Here is a 15,166-nt window from a genome sequence, read left to right on the forward strand (position 1 = left end):
TATGGCAACAATTAATTTGCCACAAGTACCTTTTATATTACAAGGTAATACAACAGACCAAAAAGCGTATGTTGATATGGTTAATGCTTTATTGCGTGGACCTTTATATAATGAATATGCAAGTATTATGCAGTATGCTACTGCAACCGCAGAACAAGTTGCTTGATTACCAAATGCAGGACAAGCACTATATAATTTAACTCATCGTGTAGTATGACAAGATGATTATTCATTGCCAAATGGTGGGACAACTCAAACAATGGGATTAACAAGAATTCCAGTTCCGATTGATAAAAGATTTAATTTAAAATTAATGAATGAAGCTTTTGACTTAGCATTAATAGAACAAAATATTAAAAATGGCGTTATTGCTGATGCTATTTCTAGTGTTGTACAGAATAAATTTGTTAATTTAGAATGTGAATTAATTCAGGCTATTTATGATTATTGTTTAGCAGATGGTCAATATGAAGTAATTCCATTTCGTAGTTATACAGCTGAAAATGCTGATGATGCAAATAAAGCATTCTTTACATTAAATGAAACTTTGATTGAATTAACAAATCAAATTAGTAATTTATATTTTGGTTTACCAACAGATAAAATGTTTATGGTTTTAGGACGAAGAGCATATTTAGGATTAACACCTGCTTATTTAAAAGTAATTGGTTCACAAGCTCAATTAAAAGCAATGGTTAATGGTGAATTATATGAAAATACTGCAATGGGTATTCCAGTATCAAAAAGCTTTCATTTAGAAAAAACATATACAAAAGGACAAGTTAACCGTGATAAAGGTTATAATTTTACTAATGTAAATGGTTTAATTATTAATAAACAAGTATGAGCTTATCCAATTAATATGTATACTATTCAACAAGTTTTAGATAATGATACTGCTAACCCTAAATGAATTGGTAAAGTTCAATATGCAACACCAACTATTTTATATCCAAAAACATGTAAAATTATTTTGGAAAAACAACCAAGCCAAGATGAAATTACTGCCGCTAAAAGTAATCTAAATAAAACTTTTAGAGTTCCAGTTGATTATCTAATTTCAGCATCAAAACCAGAATCAAAACCAAATAATCAAGGTTAATATAAAATGAATTTACTAATATTACGCGTTTTAACTTTATTAGTATCTAATTTAGAAAATAAACCTTTAATAAGTAAATTTGTAAATTTAATTAATAGAGTTAATCAAGTTAAAAATAAAATATTAAAGCCAATTAATTATATTAGTGATAAATATAATAAAATTACAAATAAAGTTGAAGATATTTATCAGTGATTAAATCCATTTACTTATTTAGATTTAATTAAAAAAGGTCATAAAAAAGAAATACAACAAATATTAAGTCAATTAGAAAAAGATAATAATATTAAAAATAGAGAACAATTTAAAAATGAAAATTATTTAAATACTAATTGACAACCTTTAAATAGTAGTTGACTTGATAGTGGTATGTTTAATATTACAAATAAGTTAACTTTAACAGGTAATTTAACTATTTTAATATATACAAAAACAGCAAAACATCCGAAATTTTATGGTCCATATGTTTATCCTAGTGTTCCAGTTGAAATTTGAAAATTATTAAGTAATGCTGTATCTAATGCAGGAACTTTATTTTGGCGTTATTGATTAAGAAAATGATTACCTAGTCATTTAAGAGATTATATTAAAAAACGATTACCACAAGCATTAAAAGAAAAATATCCCAAAGGAACTACTAAATTAACATTACCAACAGTTCAAAAATTACAACAAATTAAAAAGTTTATTAATAATTTTAAAATTGGACATTTTAATTTTAATTTTGCTGGTGAAATTAATAATAAAAAATGGTATCGTGAACGCCGAAGTAATGTTAAAAATATTAAGAATTTATATAAAACACCAGTTAAAAATATGTTTTACAAAACTAATCAAACTATTAAAACAATTAAGAAAACAAAAACAAGAGTTAATAGTTATAAGCCAAGTAATTTAAAAAATAAATATCGTAATCAATTAAGAGGTGTTTTATATGGAAAATAATTTAAGTAATTTGTTATTTATAACAGTTGAAGATGTTAAAGAAAGTAAACTTTGACAACCTATTAATGATAGAAAACAATCTGCTTATAATGATAATTTAATTTATAATGCTATTTTAAAAACTAGTTTATGAATGGATAGATTATCAGGTGGGACAATTTCCGATAAAATTAATAAAAAAGATTTATTTCCATGAGTAAAAAAAGATAATACTGGTTTAATTGAATATGATAAATGATTAAGTTATATTCAATCTGCTTGTTTATTAGCAGTTATAAATTGATATTTACCAAAAGGAGTTAATGATTTAACTGGTAGTGCTTCATTTTCACAAGGTGGAGTTGCTTATTCACAAATTAATGACCCTGAAGCAAATGAAAATATTACCAGAGATGTTAAAAATGCTTTAAAATTAGCCAGTGAAATAATTGATATTATATCTAGTAAAACAGTATCTAGACCATATAATTATAGTTTAGATAATTATGCTCATCCATGAGAAGAAGAATATAAGCATATTAGTAAAAAACTTTTTATCCAACATTATTATTTTGATTAAAAGAACGATTACAAACAGATAATTCAATAAATATTTTTTATCCAACTGTTAATGATTTTTCTAAAATTGATTATAACGAATATATTAAAATTATTGTTTCGTTTGATAATGACACTATTTATTATGAAAATAATGTTTGAAAAGCAAAACAAAGTGGTGAAATTCCATCAGATGTTATTAAAGATAGTGATTTAAATAAAGAATATATTGAAAAAGTTAATGGTAAATATATTGTAAAAACATCACAAGATTTAAAAAGTAATTATTATAATAAAAATGCAGTTGATAATTTTTAGGAAATAAACAAGATAAATTAATAAGTGGAACAAATATTAAAACTATTAATGGTAATTCATTATTAGGTAGTGGTGATATATCTATTAGTAGTGGCAATGATTGAGAATTAATTAATTATCCAGATGCAAACGAAAAATTAACATTTAAAATTCCAAATTATGATTTAACAAAATATTACTATAAAATATCAATTTCAATAACAGATTATGCATCTGCTAATAAATTTGTAACACATTATTTTGAAACAATATCACAAAAATCAATTTTTTCATTTTTAGCAGTTAATTCTTATGAAAGCATAACAATTAAGCAAGATGGATCAATTAAAAATGAAACAAATAATATTGTTATTAAAGATTTAACAATTAAAAGAAAATTAATAAATAATAGCGAATTAATGTCAGATGAACCACATTCTATTTATAATCGTGATATGGATATTGATTTACCAAAAGAAACATCGGATTCTTATGATATATTGATAAAAAAAATAAATAGTGCAACAACTATTAATGAATTAAATTTACTTGAAAAACATCCAATATGAAGAATTATTTTAAATAATAGAAATGATATTAAAAAACTATTTAATAAAAAATGATTAGAATTAAATAAAAATAAATAAAAAATTAAATGAGGTAAATAATTATGAAACAAGATAAAACAACTTGATTAAAGGATGCCTTACCTTGAAATTGATTTAAAAAAGACCCTATTCCGACTTATAATTGAACTCATAAAGATATTAGAGAATGAGAAAGAAAATATAAAATTCGTAGTTGAATAGTTAGTTTTTATACAATATTATTTTTATTAATTAATGGTTGGTTAGAATATGGGATGATTAATGGCATTAAAGATGAAATTAATTGATATAATTATGGTCAATATTGAGGTAATGGAATTGCTATATTATTAACACCTTTATTTACTCATGGAATTCAGGGTATATTTGTTGCTAGTAGTAAACCAAAGGTAGATATGAAAATTGATATACCAAGGTTAAAAATATCTAAAATAGGATTAGTATTTACAATATTACCTTTAATTACTTTAATAATTTCTTTAATTATTATTTGGATTGATAAATCAAAATGAAAAAAAGACCATTTACGACATTGTTTAGATTGTCGGATTAATCCGCGTGTCGTTCAACCAAGAGTAGCAAAACAATGAAATAATTTAGATGATATAACAGAAGAAAAATTAAAAAATATACAAAATGAAATTAACAAAGAATTAAATTTAAAATAAACTATATTATTAGGGGCGGTTGATATTTTTGGGTGGTTATATAGTTTAATTTATAAATTATTTTGTTCTGAAAGGATGGATGGCCACTGTTTGAGTAAGGATAAGAAAGGAATTAAATAAAATGAATGAAACATTAATGATTACTTTACTTGTTTTAGCAGGTGCAGGTGGAATGGGTAGTCTTGGTATTCTAGGCTTATCTGTTAAAAAAATTAAAAAATATAAAGCAGAAATTAGAGAATTAAGAACTGCTGTTATTGCCCACGAAAAACATTTACGAGGACCTGAATATGCAACAGAATTAGCATTAAAAACAGGTCAAATTAAAAATGTTAAAAAACAAGTTAAAGTAAACAACAAAAAACAAGCACAAAAAGATGCTATTAGACAACTAACGAATAGTATTTAAAAAAAATAACCCATTAAGGTTATTTTTTAATATAATTAAATTCTTTTCACCATATTTATTGATTAAATATTCTCAGTCTCAGGTTGAATTAATATTTACATCTTCAATATCGTTACCAGTTATATATTCACCAAGTAGAGTTTTACAAGGGCGATTACCTTGTTCTGAACGATAACATAAAATATACTTATTCATGCTTATCATCGCCTTTATTGTGTTTTATATAAAAATTAATCAGATATTCTATTCGTTGCGAATAAGTAAAGTCATTAAATTCATTTCAAATTTTTTCTTCATTTTTATTTAAGTAAATATTAACATTACGAATTAATTTAGAATAATATTTTCCTGTTTTTTGATTATATGAATGTTTCATAATATTAACCCTCATAATTAGCAATAATAATGGCATCTCGTAAATGATTACTTATTTTTTTATTATTATAAAACCAACCTTTACCATATTTATAAGTTAAATTAACATCTTTATCAAACGATCATAAACAATTATCATTATATTTACTTAAATTTTCTATATTTTTAACAATTGATTTAGTATATTTTGGCGATGTTCAATTAATATTACTTACTTTTTTTGTATTGTATTTAACTGCTCCAATTACTTTTAATAAATTATCTCTATCTTTACTCGCATTAGCAGATGTATATAAACAATCTTCAATATTAATAATTGCATCGGGTCTTAAAACATCTAAAATAATATTGGTTTGTGTAATTCAGTTATTATTTTTATATTCAGATTTATTAATTAATTTATTATCTTCAAAAATAGTAATAGCTGTAGTACCAGTTCCTAATGGGTCAATACCTATTTTTATCATTATCTTAAAAATCTTTCTTTAAATTGATAATAAAAATCTTCGCTTTGTTTTCTAATCAGAACTAGTGATAATTTTTCAACATTTAATTCTTCTTTTAATCAATTTTTACCTTTTGAAATAATATCTTGTTCTATTTTTGTATTTGTAATAAAATTTTTAATATTATTGAAATGCTGTTCACTCATTCAATTTGAATTTGAATTGTTAATAATTTCTGTTTGTTCTTTTTCTTGTTTAGAATTAATTTTACTTACTTCACTATTATCGGGGTCTAATTCTTCGGTTGGTAAACTTAATAGTTTGCTTAAAACATATTTAACTCCATAAGTTAATGCTGACCCAATACTTTTAGCGGGGTCAGTATTTTTCCCTGTAAAAGGTCAATAAGTTTTAATTTCTTCTGTTTCTTTACATAAAGTTAATTCCATTTCAAAATATGGTATATCATTAATTACTTTTAAAGTATCTTTCACATAACTCCAAATATATGTAATATGATGCTTTTTAAATTCTTTTTTAACTAATTCTAATACTTGTGCTTCACCAAAATAGTTATAAATTGTTCTACCATTCATTTGCATTGTTTGGTTTTTTTCTAAATATAATGATAAATCGTGTTGTATTTCACCAATACTTGCTATTAATGTTTTTTTAGTTTCTTGTGACATTTTCTCATTCCTCTCTTTCTTGTCATATTAAAATTGCTTCTTTAATTTGTTCTAAATTTTGTTTAGTAATATCAACATTTTCTTTAATTACTATTTTTAATTTTGGATTTATAATTATCATTAATATTTTTTTATTATCTATACAAAAGTCTTTTTCTAATAAATAATAAAGTTTTAATTGCCAAATATAGCGTTCAATATCTGTTTTCTCATTAGAACTAGTAATTTTTCAATCACATATTATATATTCATTATCAGTTGTTATTCCAATAAAATCAGTTGTCCCACACATTAAAGGACTATAAAGTGTTTTTTCAGTTTCATAATATTTAAATTTAATATCTTTAAAAGTTTCTTGATATAGTTTTGTAAAATTTTTAAATAATTCACGATGTGATTTTATTTCACAATCAATAAATTCAATTAATTCATCATCAAAATTATTTTTTATTCAAACATCAATCATATTATGTAAACATATTCCACGATTTTGTGCTAATTTTAAAATATTCTCATCAATTTGTGAAAAATCTTTTGGCACTAAAATATTAACAATTTTACTTACACTAGGTATTAAAATACTATACTTATGTAATTCATCATTAAAAATATATAAAGGTTTTAAATCTAATCTCATAAAATTGTTTCATCATTACCAATATTTTGATTATCATTATTAAATAATTCTTTTGTCTCAGATGAATTAAATTCTATTTTTTCTTGTGGTTTATCAGATTTTTTTAAATCATTATTTGTATGTAAAAATTCATAATTAGATACTTGAACTATTCATTCAGTTTTATTATCTTTATTTTTAAAAGATTTTAAAACACCAGTAATTGCTATTTGACTACCTTTTTGACAATATTTTTGTAAAGTAATTGCTTGTTTATTTCAAACTTGACAAGGAATAAAATCAGTTTCTTTTTGTTTTGAATATGGGCGAGTAATTGCTAAATTAAAAATAGTATATTCTTTTCCATTACTTGTTTTCTTAATTTCAATATCTTTTGTTGTTATACCAATTCCAATAAATTTATTCATTATTAAATTTCCTCCAAATTCTTTTTTTCAATTAAACTATCAATATAGTAATAAGCACTTTCTTCTGAATGACATTCTTCTAATGCTTCATTAAATAAATCTTCTTCGGTATAAACTTTGCCATTTTCATCTTTTCACATATTATTCACATCCTTGTCATTTAATATTTTCATTTTCTAAATCAATAATAGTTGTTAATCATTCTTGTTGATTTTCAACATTAGCAGTAGCTTTTGCTTCTTCTAATGTATAAAAACAGCTCGTTTTAAAATCACTATATTTACTTTTCATTACCAATAAGTATCTTTTATTCATAATTTAATTCCTCCTAATTCTTTTTAGTATTTAATGCTCAATGTTTATCTGTAATATCTTCAAATGATACTGAATAACTTTTAATCATTAATTCACTTAATTTATTTTCTTGATTGCATTCTTTATGAAAACAATAACCTCAATATCTTTTTTTAATACAAGTTTTATTTAACTTTTTCATATATACCTCCTAAATTATTCCTTTGATTTTTTTGTCAATTTGTAATATTTTTCATCCATCAGATGCTAAATCTAAAATATCGTTAATTTTGTAATATTGCATATAAGAAGCAATAACATCTCATTTATCTTTAAATAAATTTAAGTACATTTTGGCTCATTCTAAACATTGCAAATCATAATGTTTTTTATGATGTGAAATACGACAATTAATAGGTTGACAATTAACTCAATCAAATGATGTTGTTATTTCATTTCAAGTTTTATTAATATATTTACTTTTATATTCTGTCATTTATTTTTTCCTCCTAGTTTTAACTTGCTGGCACTCACTCCCAAGTGAAAGTGCCAAGCGAGAATTAGTTATATAAGTATTTATCTATTTACTTACTACGCTATCCGCCTCACTGGGGGTGAGCGGTGGCGATATGTTAATTGTTTGAATGTTTAATAATCCACAGTTGTTTTTTTAATATTGACGCCAGACATATATATCTTCCTTTATCCGTGCCCATTTGTGCTTTTGCTCTGGGATTTGACGTTCAGTTTTTAAATTAAAAATTCACTTGCATTTTAAAGGACCAAATGCTATAAAACTCCAACCAACCACACTTTTCGCAAATTTAATTGTAAAGTCACTATCTCTATTTTTATTGTCGTTTGATATTAACCTTGGACTTATTACGACTATCGCTTAGTTCTAATGAACCAGCGCCGATTTACATTTTTCCTCATACACTATTTCAGTACTTGCCTCGGCCGGCTGTGGAATAAAAACACTTAGTTATTTAAAATAACCGTTCCGCTCTGCATTAAGTTGTTTTATAAAATTTAAGTTTTAATAAACCAGTTTCATAATCAAAGATAATTTTTGAATTTTCTAAGCGTTTATAAAACCGATTTTGTGTTTTATCTTTTACTTTATTCAATAAATCTTTATGTTTTTCACAAGTTCATAAAACTTTATTTGATAAAAATTCTTCGGTAATGAATGATATTGCTTTATAGCAATTATCAACATCACATATTGTTTGTTGCTTATTAATTTTCATTACCTACTCCTTCCTTATATTAAGTTTTTTTATTAGCAAATTAATTAACTGAAACAGAGAAAGGACAACACCTTAAAATTGGAGAAAAAACAGGTACACTTTATAAAGATTTCTAAGATATTTAATAAATGTGTAAACAACTTAAAGAGGGTATCAAAAAGTTGTAATAAAAAGTTTCTATTTTAAGAATTTAAGATGTTGTCCTTTCTCTGACTCAATTAATAATTTTGGTTTTACAAATAAAAAAACCATTTTAGTAAATGGTTTATTATTTTTATTCAATTTCTATGTATTTGTTAAAACCCTTCTTTTTCCATGCGACCTATAGAGCAGTAAAAGCAAAATATAAAAATAACACTGTATCATATAGTTTAGATAAATTTCATTTATCAAATAGATTTAAACAATTATTCCCAAATCGAAATAGAATCAAAATTTATAGAATAAAATATAAATTAGCAAAAATATATTTCTTTACTGGAAATTATAAATTATTATTAGATTTTTTAATATGTCATTTACCATATGTTAATGGTAATAAAAAAATATTTTTATTAGAAACCATTGAATTAATTAAAAGTAATGAAGAAGATATTGTAAATCAATCATTAGAATATAATATTGGTTGTCATGTTGAGGGTGATGTATCGCATTATATTAAGGCTGTTAAAGGGCGTGGCGCAAAAATATATTGTAAAGAAACATTTATCAATATGTTAATTGCTTCTATGTTAAGACTTAATAATCAAATTAATGATGAGAAAGTTGATAAAACTAATAAAAATAATAAAGAAAAAATTGAATTTAATATATTTAATTTAAATCAATTTCAAAATCAATTTTTATCTTTATAAAAAAATAAAAACCTTTTAAAATTAGCAATAATTTTAAAAAGTATTTTTTAGTGTGTCAAAATTCATAAATTTATAAATTATTTTTTCAACTAAAAATTATATTTTAAAAAAAGTTGAATTTTTTATAAATTTTGTTATTATTCAATTATAAGCAAAACTTAATTTGTTTCTAATTACTTATTTTTATTAAAAACCTAAGAATAATGAATACTACCGTATTTACAAAATTAATTGATTATTAGAAAAATATAGTTTATGATATTTATGTATGAAAAATAAATATTGTTACATTTATATCTTTCTTAAATTATTTTAGCCTTTCCTTTTGTGCTAAAATTTGTATTTTGTAACAATATTTAAATCTAAAATAATCTTAAAGTTTGTTTTTCATACGTTTTTAAAAATTAATTGAAGTTTCTTATAGGCTGTTCATTTTTCTTCAATTAATTTTTTTTATTTGTCTAAAACAAAAAAATTACTTTTAAAATCTTGCAATTTCAAAAATGTATGTTATTATTAAAAATGTCTTAAGTAGACAAATAAGTAAATCAAAATAAGAAAATTGGACATGTTAGGTAATCTTTATTTTTTAATAAAATAAAGCAACGAACACAGATAAATGTATTAAATACCTAAATAGCCTTTAAAATTAATAAAATATCTCAAAAAATATAAAAAATAGGACTTTAGTCCTATTTTTTATATTAATTTATTATCTTGTAAAATGGCAACTAATCCTTTAAAAAGTAAATCTTTATCATAATGGTAATTAACTAATTTTTTAATGTAAACAGCATTACCTCCTGTTAAAATTACTTGTGGTTTTATTGCTTCAGTTGCAAGTTGGTTAACAAAAGCAGTAATTGTTAATAAATGACCATTGACTAATCCAATATTGATTGCTTGCTTAGTATTTTTTCCTAAAGTCGCATTATCATAAGAAAAATCAAATTTTTGTAATAATTGTGCCCGTTCAAATAAAGCTTCTGCTGCTGTTTCTAAACCTGGCATAATAATTGTTCCTAAGAGAATTCCTTGTTTTAGTAATGAAATTGTTGTTGCTGTTCCCATATTAACTAAAATAACATCTTGTTTAGGAAATAAAACTAATGTTGCATATGAACCAACAATTAAATCAGCACCAAGATTGCGAAGATTAGGAATGTCTGTTTTTAATCGCTCAGTAAACAAATTTTTTTTAACTTGATAAAAAGGAATTTTTAAATCTGCAGCTAATTGGTAAAATAAATCATCTCACATTGGCCGAACAGAAGATAAAGCTAATAATGTAAGATCTGTTAAAACTAATTTTATTGTACTTAAACCAGTTATTATTTTTTGCCGAAAATTCTTTTCAGCAACTAATTCGCGACTAGACATTGTTAAAAAAACAATAATCTTTTTTTGAGAATTAAGAATTGCAAATTTAATCGCTGTATTACCAATATCAATTAATAATTTCATTACTGTGTTCGCTCCTTTATTAATTCACTAATTGCTGCTAAAATTTCTTTTGCAATAATAATTTTGTTTTGACTAGGAATTTGTTGATGCCCTTTTTTTGTTAATAAAATGATTTCATTTTGATCAGTACCCATAACATTAATTTGATTGATAATAATTAAATCTAAATTTTTGTCAATTAACTTTTGACGAGCATAATCTAAATCAAAATTATTTTGAGCACTAAAACCAATTAAAATTTGGTACTGTTTTAACTTACCTAATTCAGATAAGACATCAACATTAGGAAGTAATGATACAGCAAGTTGAGGGTTTTTTCGCTTGCTAATTTTTCCTTTAATAGGAACCGCAACTTGATAATCATTTAAAGCAGCGCACGCAATAATAATGTCTTGTTCTTTATACGTTTTTAACATTGCTGTTAACATTTCATTGTTTGTGTTTGCTTTAACATGCTCATAATAAATTGGAAAATCACAATCACCAACAATTGTTGTTAAGGAACAGTTTGTTCATGTTAATACAGTATGCAATGCATTTCCCATTTTCCCGCTCGAATTATTTGTCAAATAACGAATATCATCTAAATATGTTTTTGTTCGCCCAAAATTAAGCATAACTTTTTTATCTTTTCACAAGTTTTTTCAAACTAAAAATTGCTTTATTTCCTTTAGAACATCTTTTCATTCTCAGGCACGACCAATCCCAACCATATTGCAAGCAAGCGTCCCTGAACGAGGTTCATAAATTTGATTCCCATCTGCTATTAATTGTGCTAAATTCCGTAAATTAGCTGGTGATAAATACATCTTACTATTCATTGCAGGAAAAATCATTTTATAACTTTGCGTAGCACTATATACTAAACTCGCTAACGTATTTGTAAAACCATGAGCAATCTGAGCAATAAAGTTTTGTGTTGCTGGGTAAACAACAAATAAATCAGCTTGCTCAGCAATTGTAATATGTTCTGATAAGTCTTTTTTATCATAATATTGTTTCATAAAAATTTCGGTTTTTGCTGTTGTTGGTCAATCCTTTAAAAATTTTAAAGCATCTTGTGTCAAAAGCAATTCAACATCATGTTCTTTCTTCAATGCTTCATATAAATGAAGACCCTTATGAGCAGCAATGCTTCCCGTAATAACTAAAATAATTTTTGTCATATTAACACCTCACTCATTGTTATAATTATATAAATAAAAATCGATATATTAACATAAATATATCGATTTTTAATTATTACCTTGTTGTTTTCTTTGCAAAAAACAGCCTGCATTCTTCGTTGCGATTCGGCAATAATTCCTTCTACTAATTCTTGTCATTGTTGTTGCTCTAAATAACGGCAATAAAAGTTACGAATAATATTTAATCGTTCACCATAACGTTCTTGAGCAAAATATTTTACCTTTTTTAATATTGAGATATAGGCATATTGTAAATCTAATGGTTTTTGATAAATTTTTTGATAAACCTGTGCATATTCTTTAATTAACTCGGTTGCCTTATATTCTAAGGCTTTTGTTCGTTCAATAATCATTCGTTTTAAAATTTCATCTTTTTATGTTGAATTATATTTTGAACTTTTCATAACATAATACAATTTTATTTCTAATGCTAAGACAGGATTATTATGTGATATAATTTTTTTATTATTCACAATCATTGATAATTCACGAATAACATTATCATAAAATTGGCTACAATTGTTCCCTCCTAAAGTTGACACTTTTTCACCCCACATAATAAATAGTTTTTAAATCCTTATAAATAGTTTTAATCAAGTACCTTTCTCATAATAACATTATACCGTATATTTATTATTTTTAATTAAAAACTTAACTAGGAAAAGTTCTAATTCATAGTTTTTATCCTTTAATTATCATTACCAATAACATAATCATCATTTTTTAAGTTATCAACAGAAGTCATAATAGCTTGCAATCGCATATAATAATTTGATGATGAAATAATTGGATATTTTTTATCAAAATAAACCTTAATATATGTTAATTTTTTACGATAAGTTGTTAATCATTTATGTGCAATTAAATTTAGTTCCTCCATAATATCTCGTTGATTAACACTTATGGCATCTTTTTGTTTTGCCGGATCCATTTTTTTAAATAGACCTGTTGCTTTTTGTTTAAAATTAATTGCGTAATCAATAAAACCAACTACCCCTGAAATTTTAACTGGTGTAACATAAATTCCTAAATCATGATTACGGCAGTAATCATACTGAATTCGCGAAAAATTAGTATTTTTAAACTCTGATTGAACATAATTTAAATCATTAAATTCTTTAATATTATAAATTTTAAAATCCACATAATAATCATATGGTGTTAAAAAGCAATTATTGGTATATCAACTATAGCGTGAAATTGATTCAAAAATTTCTTCTTCAATAAATTCAAATTCACGAAAATAATATGTTTCTGTTTTTCAAAACCGTTCTAAAATATAAAAAATTAATTCTTCACCATCAATATTATTTAAAAATCAATTTTTTTGAAAATTAATATTACGATACTTCATTAAATCTTGTTTTTCAATCCGCTTACTCATATCAATTTTTTGTAAATAATTATCATATCTTTTTGTAAAATATTCATAAAACCATCGTAAGGTTAAGGTATAAAAAATATAATAATATGGAAAATCATCTTTCAAAACATACTTAATCAGTTTTATTAATGTTCGTAATAAATTATTAGAAATCTTATTAGCTTTATTAAAACCTTGGACAACTTGAAAAACATTATCATTTTTTTCAATTTCATTTCGTCAAAAAATATATGTTAATTCTCCTTCTGAATTTTTTTTGTAACAAAAAGGAATAATTCTTACAATAAAATTAATTTCATCGTTAACTTGATATTCTAAATAACCATCATTTTGACTATCCTTGATAACTGTTCCTTTACTAATATTTTTGCGCATTTCATTCAAAACAACTTGAAACATTTTTTCACGTAAGCCTGTTTTATTTTTAGGATGATACTTAATAATGGCTAATTCTAACTCTAACTTGTCATATTTTGTTAATGTTTTAAAACCATATTCTCCAAGAGCAATTGTTTGATAACCTAATTTTTGAAAACTATTTTTATAAATTCTAAAAATTTCCTGCATTTTTTTTCGAATATTAGTTGCTAAATTAAGTTGTTTACTAACAATACTATTTAATTGGCGTCCTGTACAATGAACCGGCAAAAAACAATTCTTGTGAGATTGTTTTTTGCCGGTTCATTGTACAGGACGCCAATCATTAAATTTTTCAAACCCTAAGTCACTCCCAAATCCAACTTCACTAACAACATAATCACTTAATTTTAATGCTAAATTTGTTGCAATTAAAGAATTTGTCCCATGGGAAATATTTGCAAATGGCCCACAATGGATTAATAATGGTGTACCATATTTTGTTTGTGCTAAATTTGGCAATAAAGCATTTTTTAATAAGGCTAATAATGAACCCGTAATTTTTAATTCGTGTAGGTAAACTGGTTTATTATTCAAATTATAAGCAACTATTGCTTGGTTTAAATGACGACGTAAATCATCAAAATCTTTACTTAAACCTAAAATTGCCATAATTTCGCTAGCAGCAGTAATTTGGAAATGTTCTGAACGATGTAATTTATCATTAATTTTTATTTCAATATTTCGTAAAGCACGATCATTAACATCCAAACAACGTTGCCAAACAATTTGTTTAGGATCAATTTGCAGTGGATTTCCTCAATAAAGAAGGTTATCAATCATAACACTGACCATATTATTTGCTGTTGTAATTGCATGAAAATCACCAGTATAATGTAAATTAATTTCATTTTCTGGTTCCATAATGCATTCGCCGCCACCGGTTGCTGAACCTTTTAATCCAAACACTGGTCCTAACGATGGTTCTCATAATGCTAAAGTTGTTTGATATCCTAAATGATTCAACATATTAGCAATACCAATTGAACAAGTTGTTTTTCCCTCTGCTGCTTTGGTTGGATTAATTGCTGTCACTAAAATAAACTTTGTTTTTTAGGTAAATTAATAAAATTAAAGGCTTTTACTTTTGCCATATAATTACCATATTTAATTAAGTCATCATCTTTTAAATTAATTTTTGTTCCAATTGTGATAATTTTTTCCATTTTCTTTTACTCCTTTTAATTAATAAT

Annotated in this window: 24 protein-coding genes; 7 read left to right on the top strand and 17 right to left on the bottom strand. The window is 24.1% G+C overall.

The features are described from left to right. The first annotated feature begins 1 nt into the window (after position 1). The 6 genes from AACL22_RS02585 (at position 2) to AACL22_RS02610 (ending at position 4,566) form a co-directional block, all read left to right on the top strand. Complete coding sequence (locus tag AACL22_RS02585; RefSeq protein ID WP_338989424.1) at positions 2 to 1,102, top strand: hypothetical protein; 1,101 nt, start codon at positions 2 to 4, stop codon at positions 1,100 to 1,102. Between the two features lie 6 nt (positions 1,103 to 1,108). Then, on the top strand, positions 1,109 to 2,047 hold the full coding sequence (locus AACL22_RS02590) for a hypothetical protein (protein ID WP_338989427.1): 939 nt from the start codon (positions 1,109 to 1,111) through the stop codon (positions 2,045 to 2,047). Further along, the gene (locus AACL22_RS02595; protein WP_338989428.1) at positions 2,037 to 2,606 is read left to right on the top strand and encodes a hypothetical protein; all 570 of its coding nucleotides are present in this window, start codon (positions 2,037 to 2,039) and stop codon (positions 2,604 to 2,606) included. The genes AACL22_RS02590 and AACL22_RS02595 overlap by 11 nt, the downstream gene beginning before the upstream one ends. Before the next feature lie 694 nt (positions 2,607 to 3,300). Beyond that, positions 3,301 to 3,528, top strand: coding sequence for a hypothetical protein (locus AACL22_RS02600; RefSeq protein WP_338989430.1), 228 nt, complete (start codon positions 3,301 to 3,303; stop codon positions 3,526 to 3,528). A gap of 23 nt (positions 3,529 to 3,551) precedes the next feature. After that, entirely contained in the window at positions 3,552 to 4,157 is a 606-nt protein-coding gene (locus AACL22_RS02605) for a hypothetical protein (RefSeq protein WP_338989433.1), read from the top strand. 121 nt (positions 4,158 to 4,278) lie between these two features. Further along, positions 4,279 to 4,566, top strand: coding sequence for a hypothetical protein (locus tag AACL22_RS02610; RefSeq protein WP_338989434.1), 288 nt, complete (start codon positions 4,279 to 4,281; stop codon positions 4,564 to 4,566). Here AACL22_RS02610 and AACL22_RS02615 read toward each other — a convergent pair. The 11 genes from AACL22_RS02615 to AACL22_RS02665 form a co-directional block, all read right to left on the bottom strand. Next, a complete protein-coding gene (locus tag AACL22_RS02615; RefSeq protein WP_338989435.1) occupies positions 4,549 to 4,761 on the bottom strand; it encodes a hypothetical protein in 213 nt (70 codons plus the stop codon). The genes AACL22_RS02610 and AACL22_RS02615 overlap by 18 nt on opposite strands. Continuing rightward, complete coding sequence (locus AACL22_RS02620) at positions 4,754 to 4,942, bottom strand: hypothetical protein (protein ID WP_338989437.1); 189 nt, start codon at positions 4,940 to 4,942, stop codon at positions 4,754 to 4,756. The genes AACL22_RS02615 and AACL22_RS02620 overlap by 8 nt, the downstream gene beginning before the upstream one ends. Before the next feature lie 4 nt (positions 4,943 to 4,946). Beyond that, positions 4,947 to 5,408 (bottom strand): hypothetical protein, encoded by a 462-nt coding sequence (locus AACL22_RS02625; protein WP_338989442.1) that lies wholly within the window; start codon positions 5,406 to 5,408, stop codon positions 4,947 to 4,949. Continuing rightward, positions 5,408 to 6,076: an ERF family protein gene (locus AACL22_RS02630; protein WP_338989445.1), complete on the bottom strand. Its 669-nt coding sequence runs from the start codon at positions 6,074 to 6,076 to the stop codon at positions 5,408 to 5,410. The genes AACL22_RS02625 and AACL22_RS02630 overlap by 1 nt, the downstream gene beginning before the upstream one ends. Further along, a complete protein-coding gene (locus AACL22_RS02635; protein WP_338989446.1) occupies positions 6,060 to 6,713 on the bottom strand; it encodes a hypothetical protein in 654 nt (217 codons plus the stop codon). Before AACL22_RS02635 ends, AACL22_RS02630 begins: the two co-directional genes overlap by 17 nt. Then, entirely contained in the window at positions 6,704 to 7,120 is a 417-nt protein-coding gene (locus tag AACL22_RS02640; protein WP_338988701.1) for a single-stranded DNA-binding protein, read from the bottom strand. Before AACL22_RS02640 ends, AACL22_RS02635 begins: the two co-directional genes overlap by 10 nt. A 2-nt stretch (positions 7,121 to 7,122) precedes the next feature. Beyond that, positions 7,123 to 7,260 (bottom strand): hypothetical protein, encoded by a 138-nt coding sequence (locus AACL22_RS02645; protein ID WP_338989448.1) that lies wholly within the window; start codon positions 7,258 to 7,260, stop codon positions 7,123 to 7,125. A 1-nt stretch (position 7,261) separates the two neighbouring features. Continuing rightward, positions 7,262 to 7,435, bottom strand: a complete 174-nt coding sequence (locus AACL22_RS02650; RefSeq protein ID WP_338989449.1) for a hypothetical protein — start codon at positions 7,433 to 7,435, stop codon at positions 7,262 to 7,264. Positions 7,436 to 7,448: 13 nt separating this feature from the next. After that, positions 7,449 to 7,616 (bottom strand): hypothetical protein, encoded by a 168-nt coding sequence (locus AACL22_RS02655; RefSeq protein ID WP_338989450.1) that lies wholly within the window; start codon positions 7,614 to 7,616, stop codon positions 7,449 to 7,451. A 9-nt stretch (positions 7,617 to 7,625) separates the two neighbouring features. Next, positions 7,626 to 7,910: a hypothetical protein gene (locus tag AACL22_RS02660; protein WP_338989451.1), complete on the bottom strand. Its 285-nt coding sequence runs from the start codon at positions 7,908 to 7,910 to the stop codon at positions 7,626 to 7,628. 517 nt (positions 7,911 to 8,427) lie between these two features. Next, entirely contained in the window at positions 8,428 to 8,667 is a 240-nt protein-coding gene (locus AACL22_RS02665) for a hypothetical protein (RefSeq protein WP_338989452.1), read from the bottom strand. Between the two features lie 287 nt (positions 8,668 to 8,954). Here AACL22_RS02665 and AACL22_RS02670 point away from each other — a divergent pair, with 287 nt between their 5' ends. Further along, positions 8,955 to 9,521, top strand: coding sequence for a hypothetical protein (locus AACL22_RS02670; RefSeq protein ID WP_338989453.1), 567 nt, complete (start codon positions 8,955 to 8,957; stop codon positions 9,519 to 9,521). A 699-nt stretch (positions 9,522 to 10,220) separates the two neighbouring features. Here AACL22_RS02670 and AACL22_RS02675 read toward each other — a convergent pair. The 6 genes from AACL22_RS02675 to AACL22_RS02700 all read right to left on the bottom strand — a co-directional run bounded on the left by AACL22_RS02675 (position 10,221) and on the right by AACL22_RS02700 (position 15,139). Beyond that, positions 10,221 to 10,985 (bottom strand): type III pantothenate kinase, encoded by a 765-nt coding sequence (locus AACL22_RS02675; protein ID WP_338989455.1) that lies wholly within the window; start codon positions 10,983 to 10,985, stop codon positions 10,221 to 10,223. Continuing rightward, entirely contained in the window at positions 10,985 to 12,151 is a 1,167-nt protein-coding gene (gene coaBC / locus AACL22_RS02680) for a bifunctional phosphopantothenoylcysteine decarboxylase/phosphopantothenate--cysteine ligase CoaBC (protein WP_338989456.1), read from the bottom strand. Before coaBC ends, AACL22_RS02675 begins: the two co-directional genes overlap by 1 nt. Further along, positions 12,133 to 12,525, bottom strand: coding sequence for a hypothetical protein (locus AACL22_RS02685; RefSeq protein WP_338989458.1), 393 nt, complete (start codon positions 12,523 to 12,525; stop codon positions 12,133 to 12,135). The genes coaBC and AACL22_RS02685 overlap by 19 nt, the downstream gene beginning before the upstream one ends. A gap of 21 nt (positions 12,526 to 12,546) precedes the next feature. Then, a complete protein-coding gene (locus AACL22_RS02690; protein WP_338989460.1) occupies positions 12,547 to 12,714 on the bottom strand; it encodes a hypothetical protein in 168 nt (55 codons plus the stop codon). A 146-nt stretch (positions 12,715 to 12,860) separates the two neighbouring features. Then, positions 12,861 to 15,008 carry a formate--tetrahydrofolate ligase gene (locus AACL22_RS02695; RefSeq protein WP_338989462.1) on the bottom strand — a complete coding sequence of 716 codons (2,148 nt, stop codon included), beginning with the start codon at positions 15,006 to 15,008 and terminating at the stop codon, positions 12,861 to 12,863. Then, the gene (locus AACL22_RS02700) at positions 15,008 to 15,139 is read right to left on the bottom strand and encodes a hypothetical protein (protein WP_338989464.1); all 132 of its coding nucleotides are present in this window, start codon (positions 15,137 to 15,139) and stop codon (positions 15,008 to 15,010) included. Before AACL22_RS02700 ends, AACL22_RS02695 begins: the two co-directional genes overlap by 1 nt. Positions 15,140 to 15,166 lie beyond the last annotated feature (27 nt).

The sequence above is a fragment of the Spiroplasma endosymbiont of Seladonia tumulorum genome (assembly GCF_964020235.1).
Taxonomy (GTDB): Bacteria; Bacillota_I; Bacilli_A; order Mycoplasmatales; family Mycoplasmataceae; genus Spiroplasma.